Origin of the sequence: Mucilaginibacter gossypii (assembly GCF_900100945.1) — a bacterium.
In the GTDB taxonomy this organism is placed as follows: Bacteria; Bacteroidota; Bacteroidia; order Sphingobacteriales; family Sphingobacteriaceae; genus Mucilaginibacter; species Mucilaginibacter gossypii.
Genome location: NZ_FNCG01000022.1, coordinates 21,223 through 37,894 on the forward strand (window position 1 = coordinate 21,223; position 16,672 = coordinate 37,894).

Below are 16,672 nucleotides of genomic sequence, written 5' to 3' on the forward strand. Positions count from 1 at the left end.
TTCGTTTTTCGCCATCCTCCTGTATAATTCGATTCGGGTAACAGATATATACTGCAGAAAAGGGAGCGTGATTGATTACTTTTCTCTATTTTCACAAAATGGATATAGAAGCGAAAATTGGAGACTTTGTTGATTTTTATGCAGATTCCGAATCTATGGACGTCAAAAGGGGATTGATTTATTCAATAAATGAGAAAGAAGATTTATACGAAATAATTGCAGATTATGAAGATGGTGGAACCGAATTAATATTTATTAATGAGGTAGATATTTTTGAATTATATAAAAGTTATAAAGTCGACAAAATAGATACTATAAAAAATTTATATAATGACTCAAAAATAATTGCCATTCTTATTCCATTACACCGAACAATTTTAAAATCTCCAAATTCTTTCAAATACTATGAAGAATATTCATTAACTGAAAAAGAGATATTTCTCTTTCCTGAAAATTCAGATGAAGGAAATTATATTATGAATAACCAAAGTCAAAATAAAACTATTGCAGCCTCGAAATACTGTTATGAACACGTTAAGTTAGGAAATGAAGACCACATAGTATGTAGTTATATCAACCCATAGCGATATAATCCGGTGTTCTAAAAATTTCACTTTGTTAGTCACTAAGTTAATCGTAATATATAGTGAGGGTACTAAACAGCCCAACTGAACACCAATGAAAAATCCAACAATAACTTTTATAACCAACCTAACAGGAAGTCTAATTTTAAGTGATAGCGCAAAGAACACTGTTAGAACTGCAACTTTTGAAGTAGCTTAAGCCTCAATGACAAAAATCGTATTTGGGTACATTTCAAAAATGAAATTTGCCCAGAATTTTGGGTTGAAATAAAAATATATAACCCCGACAATCTTAAAGCCGATATCAAAAGATTTTTAGAACGTCAATACAAATAATTTTCCTATATCGAGGCGTTCTTCAAAAGTCTGGACTATTTATCTGAAATAGATAAATGGCAAAGCTTTCAAAACAAAAAATAAAAGAACACAACAAAGGAAGCCCATCATTCATTACTCGTTAACAACTGGGTCAGCCTTTTAGCATTTTGTGCGTTGATAGTGTTTGTTAAAGGAACAGAAGTAAAAACAGCAATTCCCTGGTCATCATCGGGGTGATAGCTCAACAATAGTTTTACCGTGCGCGAATCCCACAGATAAACGTCCTGGTAATCATTTGGCTTTGCGGTGAAGGTACCGTACCAGTGCAAAAATTTACTGAGCATTTTATAGCCCTGGTTACGGTTAAAGAAAACATAAATATTTACTATTTTATTTTGCCATGTACGTACACAAATATGAGTTGCGGTTAGCCCCTCTTCCAGTTCCAGCTGCTTATCCGGATGATATTCATAGGTAACACAGCTATCAGCATCGGGCTTGCTGCCTTCACCATCAATGTAAGTTAAAGCCTGCTCCTGCTCGCCGGTTAATAAGCCGCCCAGGTTAAACCCGCCAATTCCGTTGCGTGCCCTTAAATATGCCAGCGACCCAATTTTCCCTGCCTGTGAAAAACCCGGCGAATGTAAACACATGATGATCAAAAGCCCCATAACTACTCTGTAGGGCAAGTAGCAAAAAAGCTTAGCTTTCATATCCTCCTCCTTCGTTTTACAACGGCTAAATCAGCACCGTAACAAGGGGTACTTAAGCCATTGAGTAAAACGAATTTGGAGAAATAATCAACTGATTATCAAACCGTAATAACGATTGTATCACAAATTGAGCTACCTTTACACTTTATTGCACAGATACTTGTTTACTTCTTTCGCAACAATGTATAATAAACCGCAAAAAACTTTTGATACTAATCAGTCAGCATATATTCTTTAAGCTCGGCCTGTAGTTTTATGGCCTGCGTAATGAGGGTCTTATCGTTGATATATTGTTCAAAAGCGACATGGGGCCGATCAGGTTTTCCTTAAAAATATCCTTAAATCTGGAGTATTTTAATGCCAGGTTCCACTTGTCTTTCAGATACTCAAAAACCTGTTCATCCGCGTCTTTCAGCATCGAATAATTAACAACTACAAAAGCATACCGGGGCAGTGTTTCAATACATTTCAAAATATCCTGGTTGTAGGCTATCCAAACTTTCAGGTATTCGGTGGCATGATCATTATAAAACTGCACCATGCGGCGGCCGCGGCGAAATTTTGTCCATACCAGCCTTGAAAAATATTTACGCGCCATGTACCTGTTTTCCACCCACTTAAATTCACGCCGTAAAAGTGAACTAACTACCGACTGATAATCGCGCAGGATAACCAGGTAACAGGCATCGGGCAGCAGTTCTTTATATACATCCAGAAACAGACAGGTCCGCGGGTCTTTCCAGCCCCATTGGTCGTATAACTGTTGTTTAACTTTAATAATGCTTTTAAGCTTTTCCCTTTCGTACAAGGTAAACTGGGCCACATGCTCAACCGTAAGCCCGGTTTTGGGCAGGTTATGGCCGGCCAGGATCTCTTCGTGCATTTTTAAAAATTCAATATCTTCAAAATGCCCTTCCACATTGCCATGGCCGCCGGGTACCAGTTTTTCGCCTGTTTGCAGACCGCATTTGCTCAACCACTGGGTAATAAGCGAGGTTCCGGAACGGTGCATTCCGGTAATGATCAGTACTCTTTTTTGCATAAATCTGTTATGGGCGTCCTCTTTATCAGGAGTAGCTTGGTATCTTATTCGTCTGCTTAACAGGATGCAGGTTATTTATAATATAATAGAGCAGTGATGAGGTACTTTGTTGTATGGTATAATTGCAGGTATCAATGTATAGGCCGGGCTTAACAGGCACATCAAACCTATCATTAATACCTGTCAGGTTGGGTAGTTTATCAGGATGCCCATCCGGCAGCAACGCCCTTTTGTACAAACCTTTAGTGTCGCGGCTTATCAGCTTGTTCACCGGGCAATCTACGTGGATAATACTTACATGATCATATTTTTCGGCAAGTTCCTGCCTGACATCGTCATATGGATTTATAGCACTCACTATGGTAACAATACCCTGAGCGCTGAAACGACTGGCTACAAAGCCCAGGCGGCGGATATTCTCGTTCCGGTCTTCCTTACTAAAGCCCAGATCACGACAAAGTGCCGCGCGGTATTCATCACCGTCAATGATCTCAATTTTAATGCCCAGGCTTGTTAATTCGGCGGCCACACTTTTTGCCAAAGTAGTTTTTCCCGCACCTGATAATCCGCAAAATAAAAGTATCATGCCTTAATTTTTTTATTTAGTATGCTTTATTGATCAGCTTAACATATTGCTTAGGATGAGTGAACTTAGGAAATTAATTGGCTGATGAATTTTGTTACATTGTAAATAATCAATTACACGCAACACTGAACAACGGAAAGTCAGGAGAAAAAAACAGCCAATACCGGCTAAAAATGAAGATTTAACGAATAAATGGATGTATACGGTCAAACACTAACCAACGCTACACTTAACAAAAATGTTACGTTATTTAATTTATTAGAAATGATTTTTGAGATTATTTGAGGACCCGTTTTTATGATATATTTACTGTGGGCTAAAGAACCTATCACAATAAACATGAACGAATTTTTACTTAACGGGGGTGCCTATGTTGGCAATACCAAAGTCTCCAAACCTTTTGCAGCTTTGAAAGCTGATACTTCTGTACTCAAGATTAACCTTGGTTTGTTAGGCCAGTTATTTTTTAACGCCGATGATATTGTTCAAATCGAATATGCATCCTCAATTGCCGGCAGCGGCATCAAGATAATACACAACGTATCGTCATACCCTAAAAAAGTTATGTTTACAGCAAACATGCCTTACAATGACATAATTGAAAACATAAAAGCAACAGGATTCTTTAATAAAACCGCCAATAACCAGGTACAATATTACCAGGTTAAGAAAATGCAGGGGCAGGGCAGAATACCATTTAAAACTGCAGCATTAATTGTGTTTTTAGCGGGCTGGAATATCCCTCTTTTTGCCGGTTTTATAAAAGAAGGGGTTGGCCGTGCTGCAAATTATTCGCTCGTGTCACTCCTGTTCGTTTTTTTTATGATCGCACTGACACTTTTTTCACCGGCTTTCAGGGCATTAGTATTGAAAGAGGATAGAGAAATAAATGACCTGAAAAAGTCTTTATATTTCTTATGGTTTATTGTTACAATTGGCGGCCTCATGTATGCTATCATAAGCCGGGTACCTTTTAACAAATAATCATTAAAAAACTATTCAGCATCCTCGGCAACCGGCTTTTCTTTACCCGGCATAAAAAGTAAAACAAGCGCCCCTATTTGTAACAGGTCAATTATAACAGCGATGCAGCCTGCATAAAAGTTTGCCTTAAAAGTTGCGGGCAGATTTATAGCGTCAGGCGTTATAGTTAAGATTAATAAGCCTAATAGCAGCCATTTTGCCCATTTATAACCCCGCCTGATAAATAAAGCCAGTAAAAGTAAAATGCCCAGCGCTATGCACGTTGCTAAAGCGATTTGAAAAGAAGCCGACCTTCCGCCGTTCAAATAATAATAAACCAGGTACAAAACCGCCGATACGCGGATCATGCCGGATGCTATATTAACTTTTGATTGCGAGGATAGGGTCATAACTGTTAAATCGAAATCGGCATCAATGCAGGATTTTAAACATCAACTCCTTCATCAACTCACCGTGCGGCGCGTTTGATTCAACGCCTTTGCTTTTCAAATCATATTCGCGCAGGTAGCTGATCACCTGGAAAATTTCACCAAGTGGGTAGTTACGGGCGGCCTGCTCATAATCTTTAATAAAGTATGGGTTAACGCCCATTTCGCGGGCAAGGTTTTGCGGGGTTTTATCTTTTACGTAATGGTACACCAGCACCTTGCTGAAAAAGTTATTCAGGTTGCCGAGCACCAAAACAATGGGATTTGATTTGGGATTGGCTTCAAAGTAATTGATGATCTGGTTTACCTTGTAAGCATCTTTTTTGGTGAGGGCCGTTTGCAGCTCAAATACATTGTACTCCTTACTGATACCAATATTATCCTGGATATGCTTCAGGGTAATCTCCTGCCCGGCACTAACATTCAGCATCAGTTTTTCGAGTTCGTTGGCAATTTTAGCCAGGTCGTTACCCAGGTACTCGGCAATCATGGCCGATCCCTGCTGGTTCATTTTGTAGCCCTTCTCGCTTACATACCCTTCAACCCAGGCCGGCACCTTATTATCATATAAAGTGGCCGACTCAAAAATAAGCCCGTTCTTTTCAATGGCTTTGTATGTTTTCTTGCGCTTATCAAACTTACCGTATTTGTAGCAAAAAACAAGAATAGTACTGGGCAGCGGGTTTTCGAGATAGCTCAATACCGGGTCGATGCTTTTTTTATTGTCATCGTCCTTGCCCCATTTCATGTCCTGGGCTTCTTTTACCAGTACCACCTGGTAATCGGCCATCATGGGGTAACGCTTGGCGGCATTGAGCACAGTCATGATATCAGTATCCTTGCCGTACACTACGGTTTGGTTAAAGCCGCGTTCGTGTTCTGGCAGCAGATTGTGCTCAACGTAATTGCTTACCAGGTCGATAAAATAAGGTTCCTCCCCATGCAGCAGGTACAGCGGTTTAAACTTACGGTTCTTAAGGTCCTTTAATATCTCGGCAGCAGTCATATTTCAGATTCAAAAGTACTAAGTCGAAAGTCAAAAGTGGAATGTATTTTTATTTAGCCAATGCCCAATGATATATTTATTAATTTTGATGCCCAACTTAGGGCTCATAACTTTATACTTCAGACTTTTCAAAAATGCTCCAACCGCTTAATCTGCCACCCTACCCTTTTAAAATAAGCGACGATAACGGAACATTAACGCTTTTTGACGAGATCCGTAAGAAAACCATCATCATTACACCCGAAGAGTGGGTACGCCAGCATTTTGTACAATACCTTATCAAACAAAAAAACTACCCCCGCTCATTAATTAAGCTGGAAGGCGGCCTTAAGCTCAACACGCTTCAAAAGCGTACCGACATTGTGGTATTTAACCCGTCCGGACAACGCATTTTAATGGTTGAATGCAAAGCACCATCAGTAACTATCGACCAAAAGACCTTCGATCAGATTGCCCGGTACAACATGGTGCATAAGGTGTCATTACTTGCAGTAAGCAATGGCCTGCAACACTATTATTGTACTATTGATCATGAAAACTGTACTTACCAGTTTATTGAAGAACTGCCTGGGTATGTTAAGGGCTGAAGCTGTCTGAACTCGAATTAAACGAATTTGAAGAATTTATGGAATGTGTATAGCATTTTCTGCCCTCACTGGCGCAAGTCTTGAGTGCAGGGCAGCGCTATGGCTGACTTGTAACTTCTCCAATTACCAATCAATCATTCCTCCTAAACAAATACTGCGGGTTGATTTTTATAGTCACAAGTGATCCACCCTTCTAACAGCCGCACAACACTTGCGCCATGGGGAAACGAATTTGAAGAATTCATGGAATGTGTATAGCATTTTCTGCTCGTTCCCTAAATTCAATAAATTCGGGTTCAGACAACATCCTATTTCCCAATAAAATGTTATGATAACAGTTATCAATTCCCTATTTTGGCGTTCATAACCTCATCAATTATAACATTACCTTATGAACGCCTATCTCAAAGCGAAAGCCCTGCTTTTGGCCGCAGTATTATACGGATGCACCGCCTTTGCCCAGGAAGCCAAACTTCCAACTCAATGGACCAATGCCGCCATGCAAGCCGAAATACCTTTATCAGAATATCCCCGTCCCCAGCTACAGCGTAATGACTGGCTGTGCTTAAATGGTAAATGGGATTACCAGGGTGGTAAAAACGCCCCCAACGCACTAAATCCTGAAACGCCCGCATCATTTGAGGGTAAGCGCGACAAGATCCTGGTACCTTATTGTCCCGAATCGGTGCTTTCAGGTATACAACGCAACCAGGAAATAAATATGTGGTACCACCGGAGCTTTGAGGTCCCGTCAAAATGGCAAAACAAACAGGTTATTGTTCACTTTGGCGCTGTCGATCATGACGCTACTGTTTTTATAAACGGAAAGAAAGCAGGCTCACACTCGGGTGGGTACGATTCATTTAGTTTTAATATTACTCCATATCTCGCCAAAGGCAGCAATACCCTTATTGTTGCTGCTCATGACCCCAATGACGGTAAAACACCATCGGGCAAGAGCGGTCCCCGCGGCGATTATACTTTTTCCTCGGGCATCTGGCAAACCGTTTGGCTGGAGCCTGTAAATGAATCATATATTAAAAACATCCGCCTGCTGCCAGACGTGGAAGGTAAACGTTTAAAAGTGTTTGTTAATACTACAGGTGCAGGTAAACTCAAAGCAGTTGCCTTAAACAATGGCAAAGAAGTTTCACAGGTTGATGCAACCGGAGGAGCATATTTTTACCTGCCGATAGATAACCCGGTTTTATGGACACCAAATTTTCCGTTTTTGTATGATCTGAAGCTTACCCTATACAATACTGATGGCAGCGAAGCCGACGAGGTTAAAAGCTATTTTGGCATGCGTGATATTAAATTGGGTAAGCTTAACGGCGTGATCCGTCCGCTTATTAATGGCAAATTCATCATGCAGCTTGGCTTGCTTGACCAGGGGTACTGGCCCGACGGTGTTTTAACCGCACCTACGGAAGAAGCCCTTAAATTTGATATAGAATACACCAAAAAAGCGGGCTATAACCTGATCCGTAAGCACATGAAGACCGAGCCGCAGCGTTTTTATTATTGGGCCGATAAAATGGGCTTATTGGTTTGGCAGGACATGCCCGCTATATGGTATCAGAATGAAGACACCACCAAAAACAGGACGGTTTACCGGAAAGAATTAAAAGCCATCATCGACGATCATTATAACTCGCCCTCCATTATTACATGGGTGCCTTTCAATGAAAACTGGGGTGCTTTTGATGTAAAAAACATAACCAATTGGGTTAAACAATATGATCCGTCGCGATTAGTTAATGGCAATTCGGGCTTTAACAATAATCCCAGTTACCAAAAACCTTACGGCGATCCGGGCAATGGCGATTACGTGGATACACATATTTATGTTGGCCCGTATGGTGCTTCCGTTCCTGATAGCCGCCGGGCGGCCTCGCTGGGCGAATTTGGCGGCGTTGGCCTGTTTGTTCGCGGTCATATGTGGCCGGTGCATAACGATGCCTATGATTATGAGCCAACCAAAGCCAGACTTACCGACCGTTATGTTTTTTTGCTTGATGAGGTAGAGCAATTAATGAAATATAAAGGATTGAGCGTTGCCATATATACCCAAACCACCGACGTTGAACACGAAGTAAACGGCGTTTTAACCTACGACAGGGCCGTTGAAAAAATGGAGTTCGAAAGAGTAAAGGAAGTAAACCAGGCGGTGATTAAGGAGGGGGATAAGTTGAATAGATAGGGCATTAGGTGAGCGCTGGCCGTTGTTGGTGTTGTCACCAACAACTCTACTCCACGCAGTTATAGCATTAAATAAGCAACCGGGAGCTTAACTGGCAATATGAAATAACGTGATTAAAAGAGCATTAGGAATTGTTGGTGACAACACCAACAATGGCATAGCCCTCCCTTCCGGGGAGGGTTTGGGTGGGGCTCAACCCACCTTGTTCAATGTATAATTATTAAGTTTTTCCAGCAGTTCATCCGGTTTAAATGGCTTGGATACATAATCGTTCATGCCGGCTTCGTATACCTGTTCTTTGATATCAAAAAGTGCAGAAGCAGTAAGCGCGATGATCGGTATGCTTGATTTTTTAGGATCGGCCATTTTACGGATCTCTTTAGCTGCATCAAAACCGTTCATTACCGGCATCTGGAGGTCCATTAATATAATATCAAAATTGCCGTACTGCATAAACTCAACTGCCCGTTCGCCGTTTTCGGCAATGGTTGGGTTAATGCTCCACTTGCTCATCAGTTTCTTCATCAGCATCACATTAACCATATTATCTTCGGCAATAAGCACGCGTAAACAGGCCAGCGGGTTTTCTGAAATTTGTTTAGCTTCAGGAGCGGTGGCTACTGCAACCGGCAATACTTCTGTAGATACAGGAAATTCCATATGAAAAGAAAACTCTGATCCGCGCCCGATCGTACTGTTAACGGTCATTTGCAGTTCCTGCAGCTCAAGCAAACGCTTAACTATGGCCAGGCCAAGCCCTGTGCCGCCATACTCGCGGGTAGTAGCTAATGATTCCTGCGTAAACGGTTCAAATATAGTTTCAAGGTTTTCTTTTTCGATACCGATGCCGGTGTCCCTTACCGAAAAGTTAACGGTAACGGTGTTATGCCGGTCTTCCACACAAGTAACCCTTACCCATATGTTTCCCTGCGGCGTAAATTTTATAGCGTTGCTAACCAGGTTAAAAATGATCTGGGTTATGCGGGTAGGATCGCCAAAAAGCACCTTATCTTTCAATGAGCTATCAACATCAAGCTTAAAAAGCAAGCCTTTCTCTTCGGCCTTCAGTATCTGCCCGCCGCAAATATTGTTCATCAGCTCAACAAGGTTGAAGCGGATATTTTCAAATACTACCTTCCCCGATTCAATCTTGCTGAAATCAAGCACGTCATTAACAATGGCTAACAGGTTATTGGCCGAAAACTTAAGAATTTCGATGTTCTCCCGCTGGTCGGGCCGCGGATTGCTCATCATCAGCAAATTACTCATCCCGATCACCGCATTTAACGGCGTACGGATTTCATGCGACATGGTTGACAGGAACTCTGATTTGGCCTGGGCCGATTTCTCTGCCTTTTCAATGGCCGTTTCCATCTTACTGTAAAGCCGGGCCTGCTCCCTGCTACTATTTTTAAGGTGCCTGATGTTTTTTAAGAAAGCAGTGTAAAAATGGCTATGGATAAAAATAAGCAATATAAAATTGGCAAACAGGCTGATGATAATGGTAGACTGATCAACTTTGTTAGGCTTTATACTAATAATGTAACCGCTGTTATATTCAATGATCATAAATACCAAAACCGGTACTGTATTGAGCAACGAGTACATGAGCCCCCATTGCTGGCCGAGCATATAATAGCTGAATACGATCACGATTATAATTACCTGCACGGTAATGATATTTACCGTTTGCATAGAGGCATAAACCAGGCTGGTATTAACAAGTGTACCCACAATAAGCAGGGCATGTGCTGCGCTGCGCCAGTCGGGCCGCCAGGTTAAATACTTAAATAACACCACTACCGCTCCCATCAAAAACAGGGCGGTATCAGCAAGCATTTTTTGGTTTTGGAAATAAACGTTCAGGTAAAGTGCCCCAAGGGCAACAAAAATAAGGAAGAACCCATAATACAATAAACGAATCCGGGCCTGGTCAAGGAACGATTGCTCCTTCGACAAAATCTTATAAATTGATAAGTTAAAAAAACTTACTTTATTACTCATATTCAGAACTTAACATTGGCCTTGCAATTGGGCAGGCCACCGTACAGCCATCAAAATACTGTACGGTAGCTTGTTACGCAAAGCCGGTAAGTTCTGCAATTAGCAAGCCAAAGCTGCTAAGTTTTCTTCAATGATGGTTAATTTGGCTTCGGCATCGGCCTTTTTCTTTTGCTCCACCTCAATAATCTCGGGTTTTGCATTGGCCATAAACCGTTCGTTACCCAATTTTGCATTAACCGATTTCAGGAAACCTAACAGGTATTCCTGCTCTTTTTTCAGTTTTGCACACTCGGCAACCGGGTCAATTTCTTCGCTGAACGGAATATAAAACTCATCTGTTGAGGCTAAGAAATTAATAGCCCCTTCAACTTTATCGGCTACCGATTCAAACTTGCTGATATTGGCAAGCCTTGCAATGATAGCTTCATACTGGTCGTAATTGATCCCCGAATTTGATTTAACAAATAACTCAAGCGGCTCTTTGTCAGAAATTTGTTTTGTTTTGCGGGTGTTCCTGATGGTGGTTACCACATCTTTAACAAGCTCTGTTTCATTTAATAGACGTGAATTAATTTCCCCAATAGCGGGCAATTGCGCTACAATACAGCAGTCTAATTCAGTACGGTCGCCAAACAGCTCATCATGCCATAATTCTTCGGTAAGGAACGGCATAAAAGGGTGCAATACCTTTAAAATATTTTCGAAGAATTGAATAGTAGCCGTATATGTAGCCTTATCAATAGGATGCTGATAAGCCGGCTTGATCATCTCCAGATACCACGCGCAAAAATCATCCCATACCAATTTATAGGTATCCATTAAGGCCTCTGATAAACGGTATTGGGCAAAGTTAGCTTCAATTTCGGTTAGCGCCTGGTTAAACCTGTTGGCAAACCATTCAATGGCTACGCCGTTAGGGTTGGCAAGGCTTTCATTAACTTCCCAGCCTTTTACCAGTTTAAAGGCGTTCCATATTTTGTTGGCAAAGCCGCTGCCTTGTTTACAGTAGCTTTCGTCAAACATCAAATCGTTACCTGCAGGCGAGCATAGCAGCATGCCTACACGTACGCCGTCGGCGCCGTATGTTTCAATCAGGTCGAGCGGATCGGGTGAATTGCCTAATGATTTCGACATTTTACGCCCCTGCTTATCCCTTACTATACCGGTAAGGTATACGTTCCTGAACGGTACTTCGCCCCTAAACTCATGGCCGGCCATGATCATCCTGGCAACCCAGAAAAACAGGATCTCCGGCGCGGTAACCAAATCATTGGTTGGATAGTAATAATTGATATCAGCATTGTTCGGATCCTTAAAACCGTCAAATACCGAGATGGGCCATAACCAAGATGAAAACCAGGTATCAACTACGTCTTCGTCCTGGGTAAGGTCGGCAGCGGTAAGTGCGGGATTTTTAAGTTGCGCTTCCTTCAATGCTTCTCCAGCGTTTTTGGCAATTACAAATTCGCCTGTAGGTAAATACCATGCCGGAATCTGTTGTCCCCACCACAGCTGGCGGCTGATGTTCCAGTCGCGTACATTCTCCATCCAATGGCGGTAAGTGTTCACAAACTTTTCGGGGATCAGTTTTATTTCGCCGTTCAATACATAATCCAAAGCAGGCTTAGCCATCTCCCCCATCTTGCAAAACCATTGCATTGATAGTTTTGGCTCAATAACCGCGTTGGTACGTTCACTGAAACCAACCTGAGATTTGTATTCTTCAACTTTTTCCAGTACGCCGGCTTCTTCCAGCAGTACGGCTATTTTTTTTCGGGCTGCAAAGCGGTCTTCTCCAACCAGTATCTGCGCCTTTTCGTTCAGGGTGCCGTCGTCATTCAGGATATCAATGACCGGCAGGTTATGACGCTGGCCCAGTTCGTAGTCATTTAAATCGTGTGCAGGGGTAACCTTCAAACAGCCGGTACCAAAATCCATAGTCACATAATCATCCAAAATCACCGGGATCTCACGGTTGATCAGCGGGATGTAAACCTTTTTACCGTGCAGGTGCATGTAACGCTCGTCATTAGGATTGATACAGATAGCTGCATCAGCCATAATGGTTTCAGGTCGGGTAGTAGCGATGGTTAGGAAGTCTGAAGTGGCTTCTTGACTTTCAACTTCCGACTTCAGATTTACGACTTTGTACTTAATATAAAAGAGCTTCTGATTAACCTCTTTACGGATTACTTCCTCATCACTTACCGCGGTTTTGCCTTGCGGGTCCCAGTTGATCATGCGGATACCGCGATAGATCAAACCTTTTTTATACAGGTGGATAAACGTATCAATAACCGCTTCCGAAAGGTTCTCGTCCATGGTAAATTTGGTGCGGTCCCAATCGCAGGAGGCACCTAATTTTTTAAGCTGCTCCAGGATAATGCCGCCGTATTTTTCCTTCCACTCCCAGGCGTAGGTTAAAAACTCTTCGCGGGTAAGGTCTTTTTTGCTGATACCGCGCTCTTTAAGCATGGCAACAACTTTGGCCTCGGTAGCAATACTGGCGTGGTCGGTACCGGGAACCCAGCAGGCATTTTTGCCTTTCATACGGGCACGGCGAATCAGCACATCCTGTATGGTATTATTAAGCATGTGGCCCATGTGCAAAACCCCGGTAACGTTTGGCGGCGGAATCACTATGGTATAAGGCTCGCGCTCATCAGGCACCGACTTAAAAAAGCCGTGCTGCAACCAGTAACTGTACCATTTTTCTTCGGTTTCCTTTGGGATATATGTTTTAGCAATACTCATAACGCGCAAAAATACGATAGTTAACGGTTCATAGCCAAAGGTTGAGGGATTTTTTTGGGAATATAGTCCATGGTTCATAGATGATGGTTTTAAACTGATAGTTTTTGATCGGTCAAGAGCGCAGGCAGCATTAGGGACGGTAGCGGATACCGGCCAATGAGCGTAATGCCCTCAGGCGTATGAGCGTACAGCCCGGGCCGCAGGTAATGCCCGGAAAAAGAGATTAGAGAATTGAGATTAGCGTTTAGTTGTTTTTACGTATTGTTTAGTTTTTTTCACCGTACCAACCTATCCCATCGAGTTTATTTGAGTTAAAAAATTTTTATAAAATCCCATTAATCCCAAAAAATCCACCCAAATCCCGGTTCAGAATAATGGCGTTGCCTGCGGCCCGGGCTGTACGCTCATACTGCACAAGGCCTTAGCCACTTGGCCGGTATCCGCTACCATCCCTAACGCAAACCAGTACATTGTAAAATGATTATCACTACAACATGCAATCATGATCAATCATCTATAAACCATGAACCATGATCTATCAACCATGAACAACCCCACTCCCACAATATTTTTACAATTAACAAGTTATTATATATGTAACATTCAAATTGTCATGAAAACATTACCCTTACACCGTTTCTGGCTTGATATTTTGAAAAAAACAAAACTCGAGGCCATCATTAACTGGTTCAATCACTAAAGGCCTGCCCCCGGCCACTTGTGTTTAATACCTGCTATTTATTAACTTTAATTTTTAAGTATTGACATGAAATTAAAGTTTAACTGTTTATTACTGGCTGCCTGCCTTGGCATGTCGGTAAATGTGTTTGCCGTAGATGGCCCAAAACCCGCAAAATCCAGGCACAAAACCTCCGCCCCTCCTAAAAAATTTATCGATCCCGCCAACATGGACCTGAGCGTAAAACCCGGCGATGATTTTTTTGAATATGCCAATGGCGGCTGGCTAAAACAAAACGGCATCCCTGCTAAAGAAACCCGCTGGGGTAGTTTCCATATTTTGCGCCAGGAAAATACAGATAGGCTCATTGGTTTGCTGAATGAAGTAAGCCAGACATCAGCATCACAACCCAAAGGCGGCCTGAAACAACTTGTGGGAGATTTGTACGCCAGTGGTATGGATAGCCTAACCATCGAAAAAAACGGTTATGCCCCCATCAAACCCGACCTGGAGCGCATTAACCGGTTAAAAACCCTTGACAACTTTATTAATGAGCTGATTTATGAGCGCGTTAACGGAATAAGTGCGCCGATTTTCAGGTTTGGGGTTGAACAGGATGAAAAGAATGTAAACAAATATGTGATAAGCCTTGGTCAGGGAGGCACTACCCTGCCCGACAGAGATTATTACCTCAAAAACGATCCGCGTTCAAAAAAAGCACAGGACGCCTTAAAAAAGCTGATCACAACTTTGTTCACCCTTAGCGGAAGCAGTGCTGATGAAGCAGCCAAAAACACTGCTATAGTTTACGGCCTTGAATATACCTGGGCTAAGGCGCAATTGAGCCGTGTAGCCATGCGCGATCCGCATGTAACCTACAACAAGTTCCTGATTGCAGATTTTGAAAAACAAACCCCACATTTAAAATGGTCAAAAATACTTCCTGCCCTTAATGCAGGCGGACAGGACAGCATTCTTGTTGGCCAGCCTTCGTTTTTCAGAGCTACCGACTCGCTGTTTGCAGCTACCCCGATCGCTAACTGGAGAATATACCTGCGATGGAATATTTTAAGAGGAACAGCCAGTTATTTAAGCTCCGACTTTGCTAACGCAAGCTTTGCTTACAACAGCACGCTAACCGGTCAAAAAGTACAGACACCACGCGTTGAGCGTATGAGTGCCCTTGTTGATAGCTACCTTGGCGAATTACTGGGCCAGCTTTTTGTTGAAAAATACTTTACCCCGGCCGCCAAACAATACATGGTTGATTTAGTAAACAATCTTAAAGAAACTCTTGGCGACAGGATTAAGCGCCTTGACTGGATGAGCCCCGCAACCAAAGAACATGCACTTAAAAAACTTAATGCTTTCACCGTAAAAATCGGCTATCCGGACAACTGGGAAAAATACGATGGCATGGTGATTAACCGTAACGATTACTTCAGTAACCTGCATGCAATAGTCAAATGGCGCTATAATTTTAACGTTAGCCGTTTAGGCAAACCTGTTGATAAAACCCGATGGGGAATGACACCGCCAACCGTTAACGCTTATTATAACCCAACTAATAACGAAATTGTGTTCCCTGCCGGGATCCTTCAATTCCCGTTCTTTGATTTTAAGGCTGATGACGCCGTTAACTACGGAGGTATTGGAGCGGTAATTGGCCATGAAATGACCCACGGCTTTGACGACCAGGGCCGCCAGTACGACGCCGATGGTACACTGCGCGATTGGTGGACCAAAGAAGATGCCGATAAATTTAAATCGCGCGCCGACCAGGTGGTTAAACAATACAATGCCTTTACCGTTCTTGATACCCTGCACGTAAACGGCAAACTTACCCTTGGCGAAAACCTTGCCGACCTTGGTGGTTTGAACATTGCTTACGAGGCATTCAGCAAAACCAAACAAGGCCAGTCGGCTAATACCATTGACGGTTTTACACCCGATCAGCGGTTCTTTTTGTCGTGGGCACAGGTATGGCGTTCATCACAAACTCCGGAGTCGGCGGCGCAACGGATCCTGACCGACCCACACTCGCCCGAGCAGTTCCGTACCAATGCGCCTGTAACCAATATCAACGCCTGGTACAAAGCATTTGATGTAAAACCCGGCGATAAAATGTATAAAAAACCTGAAGACAGGACAAAGATCTGGTAAGCAAGAGTTTTGTTTTTTTATAACAGGCCCGGTTATGAAACCGGGCCTGTTTGGTTTACAAGTTACTTTACTGGCGTAAACCCTCCCTGTTTATGGCTCAAAAACCCCTGTGCTTGTTTTGTAATTTCGCAGTAGCTTTATCTTATAAACCTTTTAAAACAATGAAAACAATATTTGATAAAGAAACCCGCGATGGCCTCATAACCCGCATCAATTTAATTAACGAAAACAGCCAGCCACAATGGGGTAAAATGAATGTTTATCAAATGCTGAAACATTGCACCCTTTCGGACGAAATGTACCTGGGCATAACAGTCTATAAACGCTCGTTCATCGGTCGCCTGTTTGGTAAGGTAGCTTTGAAAAGCATGATAAAGGATGATAGCCCCGTAGCAAAAAATAGCCCTACTGTTCCACAATGTAAAGTAACTGAAACAGGAGGCGATGTAGAAGCACAAAAAAAACGATGGATTAAACTGGTTGAGGAATATGGCAAAACTTCAAAAACTGATTTTGAGCATACTTTTTTTGGCGAAATGACCAGGGAACAAATGGGTCAGTTAGCTTATAAACATGTTGACCATCATTTGAGGCAATTTAGTAATTAAGGGCAGATAGGAG

Annotated in this window: 13 protein-coding genes; 6 read left to right on the forward strand and 7 right to left on the reverse strand. The window is 42.4% G+C overall.

Annotated elements, in window-relative coordinates:
- Positions 1 to 98 precede the first annotated feature (98 nt).
- Positions 99 to 584 carry a hypothetical protein gene (locus BLS28_RS27305; RefSeq protein ID WP_091175224.1) on the forward strand — a complete coding sequence of 162 codons (486 nt, stop codon included), beginning with the start codon at positions 99 to 101 and terminating at the stop codon, positions 582 to 584.
- A 443-nt stretch (positions 585 to 1,027) separates the two neighbouring features.
- Here BLS28_RS27305 and BLS28_RS27310 read toward each other — a convergent pair whose 3' ends face one another.
- The 3 genes from BLS28_RS27310 to cysC all read right to left on the reverse strand — a co-directional run bounded on the left by BLS28_RS27310 (position 1,028) and on the right by cysC (position 3,243).
- Positions 1,028 to 1,615, reverse strand: a complete 588-nt coding sequence (locus tag BLS28_RS27310) for a hypothetical protein (RefSeq protein WP_143020891.1) — start codon at positions 1,613 to 1,615, stop codon at positions 1,028 to 1,030.
- 253 nt (positions 1,616 to 1,868) lie between these two features.
- On the reverse strand, positions 1,869 to 2,657 hold the full coding sequence (locus BLS28_RS27315) for a sulfotransferase (RefSeq protein WP_091175228.1): 789 nt from the start codon (positions 2,655 to 2,657) through the stop codon (positions 1,869 to 1,871).
- A 25-nt stretch (positions 2,658 to 2,682) separates the two neighbouring features.
- Entirely contained in the window at positions 2,683 to 3,243 is a 561-nt protein-coding gene (gene cysC / locus BLS28_RS27320; RefSeq protein ID WP_091175231.1) for an adenylyl-sulfate kinase, read from the reverse strand.
- A gap of 339 nt (positions 3,244 to 3,582) precedes the next feature.
- Here cysC and BLS28_RS27325 point away from each other — a divergent pair, with 339 nt between their 5' ends.
- The gene (locus BLS28_RS27325) at positions 3,583 to 4,227 is read left to right on the forward strand and encodes a hypothetical protein (protein WP_143020892.1); all 645 of its coding nucleotides are present in this window, start codon (positions 3,583 to 3,585) and stop codon (positions 4,225 to 4,227) included.
- 11 nt (positions 4,228 to 4,238) lie between these two features.
- Here the strand turns inward: BLS28_RS27325 and BLS28_RS27330 are convergent, their stop codons facing one another.
- Complete coding sequence (locus tag BLS28_RS27330) at positions 4,239 to 4,616, reverse strand: hypothetical protein (RefSeq protein WP_091175236.1); 378 nt, start codon at positions 4,614 to 4,616, stop codon at positions 4,239 to 4,241.
- Between the two features lie 22 nt (positions 4,617 to 4,638).
- Positions 4,639 to 5,661, reverse strand: a complete 1,023-nt coding sequence (holA, locus tag BLS28_RS27335) for a DNA polymerase III subunit delta (RefSeq protein WP_091175238.1) — start codon at positions 5,659 to 5,661, stop codon at positions 4,639 to 4,641.
- A 134-nt stretch (positions 5,662 to 5,795) separates the two neighbouring features.
- Between holA and BLS28_RS27340 the strand changes: the two genes are divergently transcribed.
- Positions 5,796 to 6,248, forward strand: coding sequence for a type I restriction enzyme HsdR N-terminal domain-containing protein (locus BLS28_RS27340; RefSeq protein WP_091175240.1), 453 nt, complete (start codon positions 5,796 to 5,798; stop codon positions 6,246 to 6,248).
- A gap of 391 nt (positions 6,249 to 6,639) precedes the next feature.
- Positions 6,640 to 8,451 carry a glycoside hydrolase family 2 protein gene (locus tag BLS28_RS27345; RefSeq protein WP_091175242.1) on the forward strand — a complete coding sequence of 604 codons (1,812 nt, stop codon included), beginning with the start codon at positions 6,640 to 6,642 and terminating at the stop codon, positions 8,449 to 8,451.
- A 192-nt stretch (positions 8,452 to 8,643) separates the two neighbouring features.
- Here the strand turns inward: BLS28_RS27345 and BLS28_RS27350 are convergent, their stop codons facing one another.
- Together BLS28_RS27350 and BLS28_RS27355 are read right to left on the reverse strand one after the other, a co-directional pair.
- Entirely contained in the window at positions 8,644 to 10,455 is a 1,812-nt protein-coding gene (locus tag BLS28_RS27350) for an ATP-binding protein (protein ID WP_091175244.1), read from the reverse strand.
- Between the two features lie 99 nt (positions 10,456 to 10,554).
- A complete protein-coding gene (locus BLS28_RS27355) occupies positions 10,555 to 13,209 on the reverse strand; it encodes a valine--tRNA ligase (RefSeq protein WP_091175339.1) in 2,655 nt (884 codons plus the stop codon).
- Between the two features lie 766 nt (positions 13,210 to 13,975).
- On the opposite strand from BLS28_RS27355, the gene BLS28_RS27360 reads away from it, so the two are divergent.
- Both BLS28_RS27360 and BLS28_RS27365 read left to right on the forward strand, forming a co-directional pair.
- Positions 13,976 to 16,051 carry a M13 family metallopeptidase gene (locus BLS28_RS27360; protein WP_218134515.1) on the forward strand — a complete coding sequence of 692 codons (2,076 nt, stop codon included), beginning with the start codon at positions 13,976 to 13,978 and terminating at the stop codon, positions 16,049 to 16,051.
- Between the two features lie 161 nt (positions 16,052 to 16,212).
- Entirely contained in the window at positions 16,213 to 16,659 is a 447-nt protein-coding gene (locus BLS28_RS27365; protein ID WP_091175345.1) for a DUF1569 domain-containing protein, read from the forward strand.
- The last annotated feature ends 13 nt before the right edge of the window (positions 16,660 to 16,672 follow it).

Coding starts and splice junctions, on each gene's coding strand:
- BLS28_RS27305 (WP_091175224.1), top strand. CDS start 99: ATGGATATAGAAGCGAAAATTGGAGACTTTGTTGATTTTTATGCAGAT.
- BLS28_RS27310 (WP_143020891.1), bottom strand. CDS start 1,615: ATGAAAGCTAAGCTTTTTTGCTACTTGCCCTACAGAGTAGTTATGGGG.
- BLS28_RS27315 (WP_091175228.1), bottom strand. CDS start 2,657: ATGCAAAAAAGAGTACTGATCATTACCGGAATGCACCGTTCCGGAACC.
- cysC (WP_091175231.1), bottom strand. CDS start 3,243: ATGATACTTTTATTTTGCGGATTATCAGGTGCGGGAAAAACTACTTTG.
- BLS28_RS27325 (WP_143020892.1), top strand. CDS start 3,583: ATGAACGAATTTTTACTTAACGGGGGTGCCTATGTTGGCAATACCAAA.
- BLS28_RS27330 (WP_091175236.1), bottom strand. CDS start 4,616: ATGACCCTATCCTCGCAATCAAAAGTTAATATAGCATCCGGCATGATC.
- holA (WP_091175238.1), bottom strand. CDS start 5,661: ATGACTGCTGCCGAGATATTAAAGGACCTTAAGAACCGTAAGTTTAAA.
- BLS28_RS27340 (WP_091175240.1), top strand. CDS start 5,796: ATGCTCCAACCGCTTAATCTGCCACCCTACCCTTTTAAAATAAGCGAC.
- BLS28_RS27345 (WP_091175242.1), top strand. CDS start 6,640: ATGAACGCCTATCTCAAAGCGAAAGCCCTGCTTTTGGCCGCAGTATTA.
- BLS28_RS27350 (WP_091175244.1), bottom strand. CDS start 10,455: ATGAGTAATAAAGTAAGTTTTTTTAACTTATCAATTTATAAGATTTTG.
- BLS28_RS27355 (WP_091175339.1), bottom strand. CDS start 13,209: ATGAGTATTGCTAAAACATATATCCCAAAGGAAACCGAAGAAAAATGG.
- BLS28_RS27360 (WP_218134515.1), top strand. CDS start 13,976: ATGAAATTAAAGTTTAACTGTTTATTACTGGCTGCCTGCCTTGGCATG.
- BLS28_RS27365 (WP_091175345.1), top strand. CDS start 16,213: ATGAAAACAATATTTGATAAAGAAACCCGCGATGGCCTCATAACCCGC.